At 60.5% G+C, this 16,241-nt stretch carries 13 protein-coding genes; 5 read left to right on the top strand and 8 right to left on the bottom strand.

The annotated features are described in order from the left end of the window. Positions 1 to 52: 52 nt before the first annotated feature. From QWU44_RS00610 to QWU44_RS00595, 4 genes are all read right to left on the bottom strand, one after another. Positions 53 to 721, bottom strand: coding sequence for a DUF624 domain-containing protein (locus QWU44_RS00610; protein WP_370913780.1), 669 nt, complete (start codon positions 719 to 721; stop codon positions 53 to 55). A 38-nt stretch (positions 722 to 759) separates the two neighbouring features. After that, positions 760 to 1,698, bottom strand: coding sequence for a carbohydrate ABC transporter permease (locus QWU44_RS00605; protein WP_370913779.1), 939 nt, complete (start codon positions 1,696 to 1,698; stop codon positions 760 to 762). Then, positions 1,695 to 2,543 carry a carbohydrate ABC transporter permease gene (locus QWU44_RS00600; protein WP_370913778.1) on the bottom strand — a complete coding sequence of 283 codons (849 nt, stop codon included), beginning with the start codon at positions 2,541 to 2,543 and terminating at the stop codon, positions 1,695 to 1,697. Before QWU44_RS00600 ends, QWU44_RS00605 begins: the two co-directional genes overlap by 4 nt. Before the next feature lie 101 nt (positions 2,544 to 2,644). Then, positions 2,645 to 3,973 (bottom strand): ABC transporter substrate-binding protein, encoded by a 1,329-nt coding sequence (locus tag QWU44_RS00595; RefSeq protein ID WP_370913777.1) that lies wholly within the window; start codon positions 3,971 to 3,973, stop codon positions 2,645 to 2,647. 522 nt (positions 3,974 to 4,495) lie between these two features. Between QWU44_RS00595 and QWU44_RS00590 the strand changes: the two genes are divergently transcribed. The 4 genes from QWU44_RS00590 to QWU44_RS00575 all read left to right on the top strand — a co-directional run bounded on the left by QWU44_RS00590 (position 4,496) and on the right by QWU44_RS00575 (position 8,018). Further along, positions 4,496 to 5,098, top strand: a complete 603-nt coding sequence (locus tag QWU44_RS00590; RefSeq protein ID WP_370913776.1) for a hypothetical protein — start codon at positions 4,496 to 4,498, stop codon at positions 5,096 to 5,098. Between the two features lie 81 nt (positions 5,099 to 5,179). Next, positions 5,180 to 6,115: a nucleoside hydrolase gene (locus QWU44_RS00585; protein ID WP_370913775.1), complete on the top strand. Its 936-nt coding sequence runs from the start codon at positions 5,180 to 5,182 to the stop codon at positions 6,113 to 6,115. A gap of 82 nt (positions 6,116 to 6,197) precedes the next feature. Continuing rightward, positions 6,198 to 7,520, top strand: a complete 1,323-nt coding sequence (locus tag QWU44_RS00580; RefSeq protein ID WP_370913774.1) for a nitrate/nitrite transporter — start codon at positions 6,198 to 6,200, stop codon at positions 7,518 to 7,520. Between the two features lie 78 nt (positions 7,521 to 7,598). Then, complete coding sequence (locus tag QWU44_RS00575) at positions 7,599 to 8,018, top strand: organic hydroperoxide resistance protein (protein WP_370913773.1); 420 nt, start codon at positions 7,599 to 7,601, stop codon at positions 8,016 to 8,018. A 139-nt stretch (positions 8,019 to 8,157) separates the two neighbouring features. On the opposite strand, the gene QWU44_RS00570 is transcribed toward QWU44_RS00575, so the two are convergent. The 3 genes from QWU44_RS00570 to QWU44_RS00560 form a co-directional block, all read right to left on the bottom strand. Beyond that, on the bottom strand, positions 8,158 to 8,817 hold the full coding sequence (locus QWU44_RS00570; RefSeq protein WP_370913772.1) for an anaerobic ribonucleoside-triphosphate reductase activating protein: 660 nt from the start codon (positions 8,815 to 8,817) through the stop codon (positions 8,158 to 8,160). Continuing rightward, positions 8,814 to 10,640 (bottom strand): ribonucleoside triphosphate reductase, encoded by a 1,827-nt coding sequence (locus QWU44_RS00565; protein WP_370913771.1) that lies wholly within the window; start codon positions 10,638 to 10,640, stop codon positions 8,814 to 8,816. Before QWU44_RS00565 ends, QWU44_RS00570 begins: the two co-directional genes overlap by 4 nt. Before the next feature lie 565 nt (positions 10,641 to 11,205). After that, the gene (locus QWU44_RS00560; RefSeq protein ID WP_370914273.1) at positions 11,206 to 11,880 is read right to left on the bottom strand and encodes a heme oxygenase (biliverdin-producing); all 675 of its coding nucleotides are present in this window, start codon (positions 11,878 to 11,880) and stop codon (positions 11,206 to 11,208) included. Between the two features lie 432 nt (positions 11,881 to 12,312). On the opposite strand from QWU44_RS00560, the gene QWU44_RS00555 reads away from it, so the two are divergent. After that, positions 12,313 to 13,101, top strand: a complete 789-nt coding sequence (locus QWU44_RS00555; RefSeq protein ID WP_370913770.1) for a lysostaphin resistance A-like protein — start codon at positions 12,313 to 12,315, stop codon at positions 13,099 to 13,101. Here QWU44_RS00555 and QWU44_RS00550 read toward each other — a convergent pair. Next, positions 13,098 to 16,217, bottom strand: a complete 3,120-nt coding sequence (locus tag QWU44_RS00550) for a bifunctional [glutamine synthetase] adenylyltransferase/[glutamine synthetase]-adenylyl-L-tyrosine phosphorylase (protein WP_370913769.1) — start codon at positions 16,215 to 16,217, stop codon at positions 13,098 to 13,100. The two genes, QWU44_RS00555 and QWU44_RS00550, sit on opposite strands and share 4 nt — an antisense overlap. Between the last annotated feature and the right edge of the window lie 24 nt (positions 16,218 to 16,241).

Here is a 16,241-nt window from a genome sequence, read left to right as displayed (position 1 = left end):
GTTCGAACTGGTGGACAGGGTGATCACACGGCGTTTATTCTCGCTCTCCGACTCACCGGGTGCAGGGGCTCTTCATCGTTTCAGTTGGCTCTTCCGTGACAGGAATCCCGAAAACACGGTGGACGGGCCTGCGGACGATCAGCGCACCCAGGTACACCACGAGGCCGGTCCCGAAGGTCAGCAGGGCCAGCAGCACCCGCGCGGCCCACATCGGTGACACCGCCGCCAACGCCCAGGGTGACAGCAGGATGAGAAGCAGAGAAAGCGTCCTCGGCAGCTTCCGGAACGCCAGCGATACCGCGACCCCCAGGGTTTCGCGTGGCCCCGCCCCACCGACGGCGGCTACCGGGATCACCCAGGAACCTATCATCACGACGATGACCGATCCGCCGATGATGAACGCCCGGAACATTGTGGCCGCCGCACCGTCGGACACTGCGTCGAGAAGCGCGATTTCGTATACCGCAAGTAGAATGAGGGCGACGAAGACGCCCCACAGTGGGCTGATCGTCCGAAACACGGACCGGAAACTGCGCACATACAACCGAGGTAAGGAACCGTGTTCTCCATTGAGCCTGCGGAAGATGACACTGTAGGCCGCGGCGAGGGACGCTCCGGCGGTAACCAGAGGGATACTGCTGATTACGACGAGGACGTTCACGGTGACGACATCCGCGAACAGTGCCATCGCCGCGTGCATCCGGCCATTCACCGAGAACATCTGCTCCCCGGGCGAACTCCGTGTCCCAGGTTCCCCGCTCATCCCTTGACTGCGCCGGCTGCGACGCCTTCGATGATGTACTTCTGGGCGGCCACGTAGAAGATGATGATCGGGATGATTGCCAGCACGAGCATCGCCATCAGTGCACCAATGTCCCGGTTACCGTTGGACCCCACGAGGAACTGGACCACGACGGGGATCGTCCGGTACTCCGGCCTCGACAGTCCGATCACCAGGTACGGCAGGAGATAGTCGTTCCAGATCCACATGGTGTTCAGGATCGAGACCGTGATCGCCGTCGGTTTGAGCATCGGCATGACGACACGATAGTAGATCTGCAGTGGATTGCACCCATCGATCATCGCGGCTTCTTCGACCTCCAACGGAATCGACTTGATGAAGCCCGAGTACATGAATATGGAGAGTCCCGCGCCGAAGCCGAGGTAGAGCACGATTATTCCCCACGGGGTGTCGAGTCCCAGGGTGTCTGCGATCTTGACGGTCGGGAACATGACCATCTGGAAGGGCACGACCATGGAGAACACGAACATGTAGTAGAGCGCTGACGTCCACCAGGTCTTCACCCTGGTGATGTAGTAGGCGGTCATCGCGCAGAAGAACACGATGACGACGACTGAGCAGACAGTGATGAAGAAAGACCAGATGATCGCGTTGTAGAAACCAGACAACTGAAGCCCGGTCGCGTAGTTCTGCAGTCCAACCCACATATTCTTCACCGGCAGAGAGAACGGATCGGTCGCGATGGAGAACTTGGTTTTGAATGAGTTCATTCCGATGAAGACGATCGGACCGAGGAACACGATCGTCAGGAATACGAGCAGCGCATAGGTGAACACCTTGCCAACTGAGCCGATCGCCCCGTCATCGCGATGTGTACGACCTTGACGGGACGGATTGGCGCCCACGGGGCCGAGGGCTGCGGAATCCGGAACCCCGGAGGATGCGGATGTACTCATGCCTCGATCTCCTTTGATCTGGTTGCGCGAATCTGGAACATGGCGATCACGACGACCACCACGACGAATATGACGGCCTTCGCCTGCCCGATGCCTTCTTCGCCGATACGCAGGAACATCGTGTTGACAATGTTCAACGCGACCATCTCGGTCTTTTCCTGCGGAGCACCGTTGGTGAGCGCGAGGTTCTGGTCAAAGAGTTTGAACGTGTTGGCCAGCGTGAGAAAGAGACAGATCGTGATGGACGGCATGACCATCGGGACAGTGACATGCCGGAGGATCAGCCACTTACCGGCACCGTCGATCTCCGCGGCCTCGATCAGTTCGGCGGGAACGTTCTGCAGACCGGCAATGTAGATGATCATCATGTATCCGACCAACTGCCAGTTGATCAGCACAATCATGCCGATGTACCCGTATTTCCAGTCAGCGACGATCGTGGTGCCATACTTCGCCAGTATCGCGTTGATGATCACCTGCCAGGTGTAACCGAGGACGATGCCACCGATGAGGTTGGGCATGAAGAACACAGTCCGGAAAAAGTTCGTTCCCCGCAGCTTGAGAGTCAGTGCCCAGGCAATGGCGAATGCGAAGATGTTGACCGTGATCATTGAAACGACGACGACCATGATCGTGAAGATGAAACTCTCGGTGAAGCCACTCCTGGGATCGGCGAAGACGTCTATGTAGTTCTGTACCCCGACGAAGGTGCCGTCGGTGATCGTGGTGAAGTCGAAGAAGGACAACACGAGACCGATGAAGAAGGGAACGAGGAACGCTACGGCGAACGCCAGCAGAGTCGGGAGAACGAAGATCGGGAAGTAGTACTTGAGACTGGATCTCATCGGTTACTCTTTTCGGCCACATGCCATCGTCAGGATGCGCCTACGGTGGACCCCCGGAAACGCATCCGGACGATGGCTAAAGCGGTTAAGTGACTGTGGACTCAGTTCTTCTCTGCGGCCCAACTATCGCGCACCGTGCTGACAACCTCATCCCATGCCAGGTTGCCAGAAGCGTATTGCGCGAGAGCCTGTCCGAAGTCCTCCTTGAACTTCTGCGACGGGTACACCTGAAACACCCAGGGAACAACGTTAAGGGATGTGTCGTTCATCGAGACGGCGATCTCCTTCGCCAGTGGGTCATTCGGGATGTCGGCATCGGTGTAGTTATCGAAGGGGGCGATGAAACCGAGATCCTCGACGACGTGCTTCTTACCTGCATCCGTGAGGAACAGCCAATTCACGAAGTCTTTCGTGGCTTTCTTGTCCGCCTCATCGGCCTTGGCATTGATCGCCATGTAGGCCTCGGTACCGACAGCCAGTCCCTGCTTCTCCTCCCCTTCGTGTCCCGTGTACATCGGTAGGTACTTGATGTTCTCCTCGGTGACGACGTTACCGTCGATGTCGGAGATCTGGCTCCATGCCCAGTTTCCGTTCTGAACCATGGCGGCCTTGCCCTGGGCGAACTCGGACATCGAGTCGGTGACGGTCTTCGACGGAGCGAGGGTCTTCGGGGTGGTGGAATCGTTCAGGTACAGATCGAAGAGGTTCTTGAACTCCTTGTTGTAGGTGAAGTCGAGCTGCTCCTTGTCAGTCACCCCCGAATCACGGAACTCGTAGTAGACGGGAATGTTCGACAGGTGTGTCTGCCAGCGCCAGTCCTCTCCGGACGCCAACGAGGTGGAGGCGAAGACTCCATCGATGCCCAGCTCGTTCTTGCGCGCCTGCATGTCATCGGCGACGGCCTTGAGCGTGGCGAAGTTGTCGATCTCATCGACAGAAGCCGCCTTGGCACCGGAAAGCGCGAAGTAGTCGTCCAAGATCGCCTGGTTGTAGATGATGCCGTAACCCTCAACCGCGAGGGGAACACCGTAGATTTTTCCGTCCTCACCGGTCAGCGCAAGCTCGGGGTCCTTCAGCCTGGTCGCGAAATCGGTATCGCTCAGATCCTCGATGTACTTGCTCCAGGTCTTGAGACCTTCAGGGCCATTGACCTGGATGAGAGTCGGTGCATCTGACTTAGAGATCTCGGATTTGAGGGTCTGCTCGTAAGTACCGGAAGCAGCGGTGACAACCTTGACCGGCACTCCGGTCTCCGCCGTGTATTCCTCGGCTATCTCCTTGAATGCTGCCTCTTGCTCCGGCTTCCAGTTCAGGAAGTAGACGGAGCCGACGCCGTCGTCAGAGCCACCGCCTGATCCACAGGCCACGAGGCCTCCCAAGGCAACGGCACCAATGCAACCGGCCGCCATCATGCGGCGAATTGTGTTCACAAGATCTCCTTGATCGGGGATGTGTCTAAACGCGTTACAAACATCAGAATCAGAGACAAACATAACATTAACTATCGTGATCCGGAACACTCCATGGCGCCCTCTGTCTTATAGAGCACTCGACACGGCGCGGAATAGTGCCCATATCCCGAACACGCTGCGCAGACGTGGTCGAGATCACCTCTATAAACCGCAGGACCGCAGCCTCCTGGAACTCCCGAGATGACGATCACATTCGTCAACACAGCAATCAGATCGGACAAACATCCCGACCCGAACCATGTCGTAGCCACCCCTGGCGGATGTCTGCCCACTCCCCCACGTCCGCCCAGGTTTCAGCGAACACACCGTTCACGGCGGTGGCGGACCAAAATCCGGAAACAGGCCGAGGATCAAGCTCACAGATCAGGCATCCGGGCGATCACCCTGCCCTAACCAGCGGTGCCTTATCCTTGATGCCGGGCCTGTCTCGGGCAGACCGGACCGCTCCCAAAACACGAACCCCCAAGGATTGATGACGGCATGAAAACCCATGAAGCACGTGTCGCCCAGAGGATTTTCGCGGACAACTGCACCACCCGGGGCCTCGATTTCGAGTTCACGACGAAAACGACCACCCGGAGCACCGCACTGGGAGAGGCGGTGGCGGCGGCAGCAGCCGCCCGGGGCGTCGAACCGTCGGAGGTAACAATCAAGATCTTCGACGAGAAGCCCCTCGATGATTCCGGTTCAGTGATGGTCAGGGTCTACCGTGACCCAGAGGAAGACCATCTCGATCTGCGGAACCTCATGATTCCCCGTCTCACGAAGGCACTGACGACCGACCCCGAGCTAATTCCCTCATTGCGCGATGTCACCACGGCCGGAGACAGCGAACTCATCGTCGCGATGGCTCTTCCCGATGACCGACTCTCGGAGTGCCTCGCACAGATCGGGGGCGATCAGGCGGTCGCGTTCGGGATGCTCGATAACGGCCGGCTCCGGTGGCGTGTCTTCGCGAACATTCCCGGAGCCCCCACCGTGGAGTCCCTCGATCTGACTCCAGCACACCCCCTCGGTGAACTGGTCCGGGTCACAGCCAGCAGCGAGGACGACCGGGGAATCCTGACGCTTTCACGTCACTGACTTGTTCGACGCACGTACCATCGACGAGGAGTAGGTGGGGTTCCCATCAATGTTGAGCTATGACAGGCAGGGCGGAACACAATGGCACGGAAAATCATCCTCGACTGTGACCCGGGGCACGACGATGCAGTAGCGCTGATCCTCGCAGTCGGTAACCCCGAGATTGATCTTCTCGGTGTGACCACCGTCGGTGGAAACCAGACACTGGAGAAGGTGACCCGCAACGCACTGGCCGTTCTCCAGGTTGCCGGCCATCCCGAGGTTCCGGTGTACGCAGGCTGCGGTCAACCACTCGTGAGGGAAGGCGTGTTCGCTGCCCACGTCCACGGTGAATCGGGATTGGACGGTGTCGATCTCCCCAACGTCACCGCAGAGCCTGCAGCGGGGCACGCCGTCGATTTCATCATCGACACAGTCATGTCCTCGGAGCCGGGGACGGTGACACTCGTCCCGATCGGACCGCTGACGAACATTGCCCTTGCGGTACGCAAGGAACCCCGGATCGTTGAGCGCGTCCGTGAAGTGGTGCTCATGGGTGGCGGCTACAAGACGGGCAACTGCACGGCAGTCGCCGAGTTCAACGTCCACACCGATCCGGAAGCCGCGCACATCGTGTTCAACGAGGACTGGCCGGTCACGATGGTGGGGCTTGACCTCACGCACCAGGCACTCGCCACTCCGGAGATCGAAGCCGAACTCCGCGAACTCGATAGTGCAACCGGGCGTTTCCTGTTGGGGCTGTTCGGATTCTTCCGCCGGGCATACAAGGACAACCAGGGGTTTGACGATCCGCCGGTTCACGACCCCTGCGCGGTCGCGTACCTCATTGACCCCGAGGTGATGACCACCCGGACCGTGCCCGTCGATGTGGAATTGTCCGGGTCATTGACAGCCGGTATGACCGTCGCCGATTTTCGGGAGCCGATTCCTAAAGGTTGCCGGACAAAGGTCGCGGTCAATCTCGACCACCGACGGTTCTGGGATCTGGTCCTAGCAGCGGTCGCCGCCGTCGATTAGCAGTTCCGTTTCCCCCGGATGCTCCCCCCTGTCCGCATAACGGGGATCAGTGATCGGGAAACCACGTTCTATTGTCATCCGTATGGCTCGCGGCGGAGACGAATCAACTAGGGTGACCGGGCGCTCGCTGGCGGTCTGGTTGGCGGCGGTCGCCGTCTACATCACCGCGACCACCGGCAGAACGTCCTTCGGTGTCGCAGGCGTCGCCGCCCTCGATCATTTCCAGATCGACGCCTCCCGGGTGGCGGTGTTCACCGCCGTACAAGTCGGTGTCTACTCGCTGATGCAGATCCCGATGGGGTTGGCGGTCGACCGTTTCGGGCCACGCCGCATGTTGGTGGTCGGCGCGGTCATCATGGCGATCGGGCAAATCATCCTCGGATGCACTGCCGCCTACGCCGTAGCAATCTCCGCGCGAGTTCTGATCGGAGCCGGTGATGCGACAGCGTTCCTCTCGGTGCTCCGAATACTGCCTAACTGGTTCCCCCTGCGCAGGGCTCCATTGATGATGCAGCTCACCTCTGCATTGGGTCAGCTCGGCCAGATTCTCTCCGCGATCCCCTTCGCTGCAATCCTGTATTCGAGAGGATGGGTGACAGCTTTCGTCTCTCTGGGGGCAACGGGGCTGATCATTGCGGTAGCGGCGATACTGGTCATCAGGGACGTCCCGGAACCAGTTCGCTCCGTGCGAAAGCAGGCGCCCGTGAAGCTCGCGGCGGCACTGTGCTGTGTCATCACTCATCCGGCCTGTTGGCAAGGATTTTTCACACACTTTACTTGTATCTTCCCGCAGATTGTGTTCACTCTCATCTGGGGTGTTCCCCTGATGTCCCTGGGACTCGGGTTGAGTCAATCTCAGATCAGTACCGTCCTCGTGGCAAACATGGTGGTCATCATGATTGCCAGCCCCCTCGCCGGGTTAGTCTCCGGGAGGGTCGGACGAGGGCGTGACGGACTCGTGTTGGCTGCGGCGGTGATCCTCGCCGGGGGTTGGGTATGGTTCCTGCTTCCCGCCGCGCCGAGGAGCTTCACGGTGCTGATGGCGGTGAATCTCATGATGGCGGTCGTGAGTCCGGCGGGAAACTTCGCGTTCGACACTGTCCGTGAATATATGGACCGTCGAGTACTTGCGGCTGGTACGGGGTTGGCGAACATGGGTGGTTTCACCGGGGGAATGCTGGCGACGCAGGGTATCGGAGTGCTTCTCGACGTCGCACACGGCGACAGCGGATCCGGTTATGTGTGGGCGGATTTCCAGTTCGCTGGATCAGCGGCTCTCGCGGTGTGGGGACTCGGGATCATCGGATTCCTCCTCAGCCGCCGTGCCCTGCGAAAACATGACGCCACACGCCCTAGCGCCCAAGGTGAGGAGAACCCCGCGCAGGGCGCAATCGGCGTACGGTGATCTGCTAGTACACTTTCTCCCCGTGTTTCCTCTACCGTTGTCGGTACCCTTCCATTGAACCTATCGAGGAGACCTCACATGGAGAACATCTACACCGCAGAAGCACTGGCCACCGGTGGTGGGCGTGACGGACATGTCCGCACCACCGATGGTCTCGTCGACACTGATCTTGCCCTGCCGAAGGCTATGGGCGGCTCTGAGAAGGCACCGAATCCCGAACTGTTCTTCGCCGCTGGCTACGCCGCCTGCTTCCATGGAGCGCTTCAGCTCGTCGCCAAGAACGAGGGCACATCCATCGACGGCTCCTCCGTTGGAACGCGAGTGAGCCTGGGCAAGAATGCTGAGGGTTTTGCCCTCGCAGTCGAGATCGAGGTGCACATCCCGGAGATGACGCTGGACGAGGCACAGAAGCTCGCTGACACCGCGCACACCGTGTGCCCCTACTCCCGCGCAACGAAGGGCAACATCGAGGTGACCGTCACCGCTGTGGAGGACTAATAACGTCATCTCTCTGTCGTCGGCCCCAGAACCGGCGGTGAGGGGCCGTGGGGAAAATGGCCAGGGACCCGATTGCACGGAGTAATCGGGTCCCTGGCCCTATTGTCGGCGTATCCAGCTACATAACGAGCTGCCGACGCTAGGCGCTAACCCGGTAGTGTCCGTCCGGGCCGACGCCCCGCGCCTGTTGCACTACCAGGTCGAACCCGTACTCGGCCACGTGGTCCCGGAGCGCAGCCAGATTCCGTTCGACGACGCCGCCCGCCCAAACCGTGGTGCGGACCTGCACCTCCATCCCAGTTCGTGCGGCCGCCTCCGCGACAATGCTCAGAGCAGCCGTGGATCGGGCTGCAGCAGAGGGGGTACAACCTACGACACCGGGAAGGTCAGACACCTGCGCCTTGACATCAAGCCCGATCCAGTCGGGCCGGGTGGATTCATCGTCCAGGAGCGCCGCGAGACGTATCGGCGCATACCCGCACGTGTGGAGCCCGACCTGGAAACCACGCTGGTGCACCTCCCGGACCGCACCGGGAAGTGCACGGTGCATGGTCGGTTCTCCGCCACTGATCACCAACCCGTCGATGAGTCCGCGGCGGTGCTCCAGCAGTGTCGTGACCTCCGAAAAATCATGGGCCCCGGCGGAAACCTGCTGGAGCGTCGGGTTGTGGCAGTAGATGCACCGCCACGGACAGCCCTGTGTGAACATCGTGACGGTGAGCCGACCGGGCCAGTCCGTCGCGGAGAACGGGATGATCCCTGCGACTGGCAAACCGAGCTCCGTACTCTCCGTCGTCACAGTGCCGGTTCCACGAAGTACATCCGCTCGCGGAACTCCCCCTTCTTCCCGGTGTTGAAGCTCGATACCGGACGGAAGTACCCCATGACCCGGGTCCACATCTCGGTTTCTTCCCCACAGTGTTCGCAGTGGGGATGTTCCCCGGAAAGGTAGCCGTGATTCGGGCAGATGGAGAACGTCGGAGTGATCGTGATGTACGGGAGCCGGAATGTCTCCAGAGCCCGCCGCACCAGAGTTGAGCACGCATCCCCGGAGCTCATCGCCGACCCCATGTAGAGGTGGAGGACGGTACCGCCGGTGTACTTCACCTGCAGATCCTCCTGTTGAGTCAGTGCGGCGAAGGGGTCTGGGGTGTGATCGACTGGTAGTTGGGATGAGTTGGTGTAGTACGGTTCCGCGGCGGTACCGGCGTGGATGATCGTGCCCCCGAAACGTCGGATGTCCTCTCTCGCAAAACGGTGGGTAGCGCCTTCCGCAGGGGTGGCTTCGAGATTATAGAGGTGCCCGGTGGCTTCCTGTGCTTTCACGAGGAGGGTGTTGATGTGGTCGAGGAGCCGGGCGACCTGTGCATGCCCTTGGGGGTCGGTGATGTCGTAGGTGTCACCGGTGAAGTTCCGGACCATCTCGTTGCACCCGTTGACCCCGATGGTGGAGAAGTGGTTGTCCAGGCTCGGCAGCCACCGCCGGGTATGGGGGTACAGGCCGACGTCGATGAGTTCCGCAATCGTCGCACGACGCCGCTCCAGCGTATCCACCCCGAGTTCAACCAAGCGCTCAACCTCGGCTAGAAGTGCTTCCTCATCGCCTGCGAAACGGTACCCGAGGCGTGCACAGTTGAGGGTCACGACACCGATGGAGCCGGTCTGTTCGGCCGAGCCAAACAACCCGTTTCCACGGGCCAGGAGTTCCCGGAGGTCCAACTGGAGGCGGCAGCACATGGAGCGGATCTGGCCGGGATCGAGATCGGAGTTGATGAAATTCTGGAAGTAGGGCAGACCGTAGCGGGCGGTCATGTCGAATAACCGATGAGCGTTCTCACTGTCCCAGTCGAAATCACGGGTGATGTTGTAGGTGGGGATCGGGAACGTGAATACCCGGTCGTCGGCGTCACCTTCCGCCATCACCTCGATGAAGGCTCGATTGATTAGCTCCATCTCAAGGCCGAGATCCCCGTAGGTGAAGTCCATGACCTCCTCGCCGATGTAGGGGTGGTCCTCCCGGAGATCTGCGGGACAGGTCCAATCAAAGGTGAGATTGGTGAACGGGGTCTGCATTCCCCATCTGCTGGGCACGTTGAGGTTGAAAATGAACTCCTGCATGAGCTGTTTCAATTCCGGATACGTGAGCCCGTCGATCCGGACGAACGGGGCCATGTACGTATCGAAGGAGCTGAACGCCTGCGCACCTGCCCATTCGTTCTGCAGGGTGCCGAGGAAGTTGACGATCTGTCCACAAGCTGATGAGAAGTGCCTCGGTGGAGCGGAACTGACCGAGCCCGGGACACCCCCGAAGCCCTGTTCCAGGAGCTGCCTCAGCGACCATCCCGCGCAGTAACCGGCGAGCATGTCGAGGTCGTGGATGTGGATGTCACCGTCACGGTGTGCTGCTGCGGCCGCGGAACTGAAGATTTCGCCCAGCCAGTAGTTCGCCACCACCTTTCCGGTGGCGTTGAGCATCAGTCCACCGAGCGAGTAGTCCTGGTTGGCATTCGCGTTGACCCGCCAGTCGGCGCGGGACAGATATTCGGTGACGGTGTTGACGGGATCGACGAGGTGGGCGCCCTGGCTCGTGTGCTGCGCCTGCGGTGGGGTCAATGTGCTCATGCCCGCCACTCTAAGCCGCAAATGACACTGATGGGATTATTCGAACGCGATTGTGAGAAACACGATATACACCCATTGATTAAGTCACAGGCACAACATATAGGTGATTCGATGTCTCCACAATCCTCAGAAAACCGCTACTTTCCCAGCATCCGATGAGTACTCCAACCCCCACCTGTTGAGGCTCCACTCTCGATGTATCCCAGGCATGACGAACCTCCCCCAGGTTAAAGAGTCTCCAAAACCTGGTTGAGCGAAGTGAGGGGCTGCACGTAGCCGGTGGATGATGTGGACCATGCAGTAGGTGAGGTCTCGGGACACGCGCGTCACAGCAACGCAGATGAGACAGACACAAAAAGTGGCATTCATCCAACCCCACCATGCCTCTCCGAAACGGAACGTCGTGGGCCGGAATTTCCGGAGCACGGCATCGGGTCTGTCGGAGCCGCAACCACGATCACGACGCGGAGAGTCCATGCGTTTATTCTGCCACTGAGATTCCTCGGAGGATAAAGCTGTCACAGACCAAGATCATGCCGGATAGACATGCACCGTTCACGGCTTTCTACCGGTTACTGCGCCCGAGCTCAGCGAAAAGGTTGAAATTGAAGAGGAAGGCCGCGCACGCCTCATCCAGCAGACGCTCGCGGTCGGACACTCCAAGGGGGAGGGAGTCGAGTGCCGCACGATAACTGTCCTTGTATGGCTTGATCTTCGGAATCTCGGCGAATCGATAGAAAGAAAGCACCTCCGGCCCGAGACCGTAGTGGCGCTGCATCATACGCGCGATAACCTGTCCACCGGAGAGATCACCGAGGTAGCGGACATAATGGTGTGCGATCAACCCGGGGGCGTCAGCCGCATCCGCGATCTCGTTGAGCCTGGCGACGTATGCCACGGTGGCGGGTAACGGTATGACCGTCTCCCTCCATTCAGAATTGCCGTGAAGGGCATCGAGGTCGGCCTCGATGGAAGGGACACGTTCAAGCGCCGGATCCACGATCACGGCGGCGATGGGGTCATTGGCGACGACACGCGCAGCATTCTCGAGGGCCCGGTAGAACAACCAGGACTGCTCCTGGAGCGCGATGAAGTCGGCGACGGTGAGGTCACCGGCCATCAGATCCTGGGTGAATGTCGAGTATTCAGCCGATTCATGGGCGTCCGCAGTGGACGCTTTGAGGGCCTTGGAAAGCGGGAGGAAATCTGAGCCGCTCCGTGGCTGGACTGCTGTCGTCATGCCTTCTCTACCTTCATGTTTGCGGAGCATCGTGGGCTCCTTAAGCGGTTTCCCCGCCGGATCACGTGCACCATGTCGTGTTCCGATTCGGTGCCCCAACTGTAACTAAGGGCACCCTGACTGTTCTATAGATCGAATTGTTGATGCCCTCTCGAACCTCCTGCTTCCTCATGCCCGCTACTTCTGAGGATCTTCTCCCGTTGGATCCCCCATTTTTTCGCCTAGGTAGGACCTCCGGGCGTCACCGGTTCTGCATGACCGTGGATAGGACCCTCACTCATTCTGTGCGTCATCACTCGGCGGGTTCTGTGGGTCCACTGTGAGTTTCAGGAGACTTTGCCTGTAGGCCCCTGGGAACGAAGTTTCGGGGCTTTCCGGGGATTAGCATTCTCTGCGGTATCGCTCGGTACCGTTCGAGAGAAAGGAACGATATTGCGTCAACTTCACTGGCAGCACCGGTGGGCTGCTCCTTTGGCCGTGGTCATTGCGTCAATCGGGCTCGCGAGCCTCTGGGTGTCATCTCTTCTGGTCGGAAGCAAACAATCCACCGAATCCACCGCGATCACTATCTACGTGTTCCCGCTCATTGTCACCGGCCTGTTGTATGTCTTCCTCAGGCGTGTCTCCACCCTCCGTGACACCAGGTTCCGCGTCAGGAACATCCGGTACGGAGGCTATCTCTTGATTGCGGGTGCGGTTCTGGCATCCGCCTTCTTCCTGGCACCACCCTCCGGTGGACTTGTTTTCCCCTCCCCCAGCTCCGTGCTGTTCTTCGTGGTCGGCGCTCTTCTGACCGGTACCTGGGAAGAATTGCTGTGCCGCGGGCTGATCCAGAATGTTCTTACCGAGGCGTTCGGGACAGATCAACGACGTACCTGGTGGTCAATCATCGCAGCCTCCGGGATCTTCGCGGTACTGCACTTCATCCGTCTCACCACAGATCCCCAGCTCATCCTGACCGTCACCACCCAGGTGTTCTATGCCTTCGCGATCGGACTTCTCCTCGGTGTCATCTATCACTTGACCCGCGATCTGCCCGCGGTGATCCTGCTGCACGCGACGTTCAACATGCTCGGCGGCATCGGTGCTCTGTTCACCCCACCCGCACCGGGAGCCGCCTCGGATATCCCGGTGATCGCCGCACTAATCCTTCTCGTGGTTCTGATGCCCGCCATCTGGGTCGCGCGTCGCATATTCATACGGCACAGCACCGACATCTAGGGTTCAAAGGTTGGTTCGCCCCAGAACACCTCGTCGACGACCTGTCGTGCACGGCGGGTGACCTTCAGGTAGTACTCGAGAAACTCCTGGTACCGGTTCGGGTCCCAGCCCGCTGCTCCTGCGACTTGCGCGAGCTGGGGCCCGGGAGACGGAAGCTGATCGGTGCGTTTTCCCCGGACGAGAACCAGGGCATTCCGGGCACGGGTGGCGGTCAACCACGCGGTACGCAGTCGCGCAACCTTCGAATTCTCGATGATTCCGTGCTCCTCGATGACATCGAGGACTTCGAGGGTTGAGGTGTTGTGCAGTTCCGGGAACTCCTGCGAGTGCAGCATGGTGAGCAGTTGTACCGTCCACTCAATATCGGTGAGAGCGCCACGCCCCAGTTTGGTGTGAGTTTTGCGGTCGGCTCCACGCGGTAGCCGTTCATTGTCCACCCGCGCCTTCATCCGGCGGACCTCGCGAACGGTCTCGGCACCGATCCCCTCTTCCGGGTACCGGAACCTATCAATGGTGCGGAGGAATCGCTTTCCGACGTCGGGGTCCCCCGCGATCGCGGCGGCGCGAAGGAGTGCCTGGATCTCCCAGGTCGCCCCCCATCTCTCATAGTAGTTCCCGTATGATTCGATCGTCCGGACAATCGCGCCTGACCGGCCCTCCGGGCGGAGCCCCAGGTCCACCTCGAGTGGTGGATCGTCGCTGGGCTTCGAGAGCCGCCGTCGCAACCGATCACAGATACCGACGGACCATTTGACCGCGTCGGTGTCACTGACCCCTTCGGCGGGTTCACACACGAACATGACGTCCGCATCGGAGCCGTAGCCGAGTTCGGCACCGCCGAGGCGCCCCATCCCTATGACCGCGATCCGAGCGGGCGGAGTATCCCCAGAATTCGCGGTGGCCGCCGCGATCTCCACCCTCAGTGCGGCCTCGAGAACAGCATCCCAGACGAGGGACAGACTGCGACACACCTCTTTTACATCCATCATCCCCAGAAGGTCTGCGGCCGCAACCCGGGCGAGTTCCGCCCGTCGCAGGGATCTCGCCGTGGCGATGGCCTTGTCCGGGTTCGCATGTCTGCATGCGGCACTGACGAGTGAACTGGACACGGTGTCGGGGTCCGTGTCCAGTAATTTCGGCCCGTTGGCTCCATCCCCCAGGCGTCTGATCGTGTCCGGTGTCGAGAGAATGAGGTCGGAGACGTACGGTGAGTTGCCGAGTATCTTCATCAATCGCTGTCCTACGATGCCTTCATCACGGAGCATCCGCAGGAACCACTGCTTGTCTCTCGCGGCCTCGGACAACTTCCGGTAATTCAGCAGTCCGGCATCGGGATCCGCCGTCGTGGACAGCCATTCCATCAGCGTGGGGAGCAGCATCGCCTGGATCTTCGCCCGGCGAGACCCCCCGGAAGCCAACGCCTGGAGGTGCTCGTAGGCGCGGTCAGGGAACTGGTAGCGGAGGGCCGCGAGCTGGAGCTTCGCCGATTCGGCCGAAAGCCGAAGTGTCTCCACGGGGAGGTTCACCACTGAGTTAAGCAGTGGACGGTAGAAGAGTTTCGCGTGCAGTGAGGAGATCTGGCGGACGACACGACGGTGTTCCTCGAGCATCGTCACTGCGAGTGAGGTGTGCCCGGAGCCTCTGACCCCGGATGTTCTGGCGAGCCAGCGCAGCGCTGCTTCGTCTCCGGCATCCGGCATGGTGTGGGTACGTCGGACACGCTGAAGCTGCAGCCGATGTTCCAGTAGACGCATGAATTCGTAGGCGCCGATCAGTGCCTGGCCGTCTTCCCTTCCGATGTAGCCTGCTGTGATCAGTGCACCGAGTGCATCCACCGTCGAGGTGACACGGAGACTCTCATCGGAGCGGCCGTGCACCATCTGCAGCAGTTGAACGGCGAACTCGACATCCCGAAGTCCTCCTCTCCCGAGTTTCAGTTCCCGTTCCCGGAGGTTCTCGGGAACGTTTTCGATGACTCTGCGGCGCATCGCCTGAACATCGTCGACGAAGCTCTCCCGTTGGCTGGCGTCCCACACCATCGGGTTGAGAGCGTCGAGGTAGGCTTGGCCGAGGCCTCGGTCCCCGGTCATCGGGCGGGCTTTCAGCAGCGCCTGGAACTCCCAGGTGTGCGCCCAACGCCGGTAGTAGGCAATATGTGAGTCCAGGGTGCGGACGAGTGCACCATGCTTCCCCTCCGGACGGAGGGCCGCGTCCACCTCGAAGAACGCCCGGCAGCCGATCCTGATGAATTCACCGGCGACCCGTGTCACGCGGCTGTGCGCGGGTTCGGCGATGAAGATGACGTCGACATCCGAGATGTAGTTCAGCTCGCGTGCACCGCATTTACCCATCGCCATCACCGAGATCCGGGTGTCCACGGGTTTCTCCCCGTAGACCCCGCCCACCGCAACCGCGAGGGCTGCGGTCAGTGCGGCATCCGCCAAATCCGTGAGAAGTCCCGCGACGACGGTGAACGGAACTTCGGGTTGCCCCACGCGGCGCGGGGATTCGGGGTAAGTACCCGCGAGGTCATGAGCAGCGATCCGCATGAGAAGGGTGCGGTAGGTACGGTGGAGTACCTGTTCGGCGTCTCGCCCCACCATCCGTGCACGGTAGGTTCCCGCAGCCGAGAGATAGTCGTTCGCGGCATCATCGGATTCCGCCCCGTCCGGGAGATCGAACGTCGCGGGAACAGCATCGACACAACCGAGCATCGCCTGCATCATCTCGGCACGATCCGGTGCCGGTTTCGAGATGAGACGCCACAGTTCGGGGTTCGCCACGAGATGATCACCCAATGCCGTCGAGGCTCCGAGCAGTGAGATCAACCTGACCCGGAGTGGAACGTCGACACGCAGTTGACCGTCCAGTTCTCTCCGGGATGGCCCGACCTCCCCTTTGGGCACCCCGTCAGCAGAATCCAGTGCCTCCATCAGTCGAACCAGGGAGTTCAACGCCAGGTCTGGGTCACCAGCCCCAGACAGCGCCCAGAGGAGCTCAACGGACTCCGGATTCATCCAGCCAAGCCAGGTAAGATCACGTTCGGCACCGGGTCCGTTGAGACTCAGGCCCGCCGGAGCAGGTACCGCCCTGCGGGTGGAGCGCGGTTGATTCATGAGAGGTGCAGGTCCTTCCCCCGG

The organism is Corynebacterium sp. CCM 9203 (genome assembly GCF_041357675.1).
Classification (GTDB): Bacteria; Actinomycetota; Actinomycetes; order Mycobacteriales; family Mycobacteriaceae; genus Corynebacterium.
Note: the sequence above shows the minus strand (reverse complement) of the source record. Positions and strands in the feature narration are given on the sequence as shown.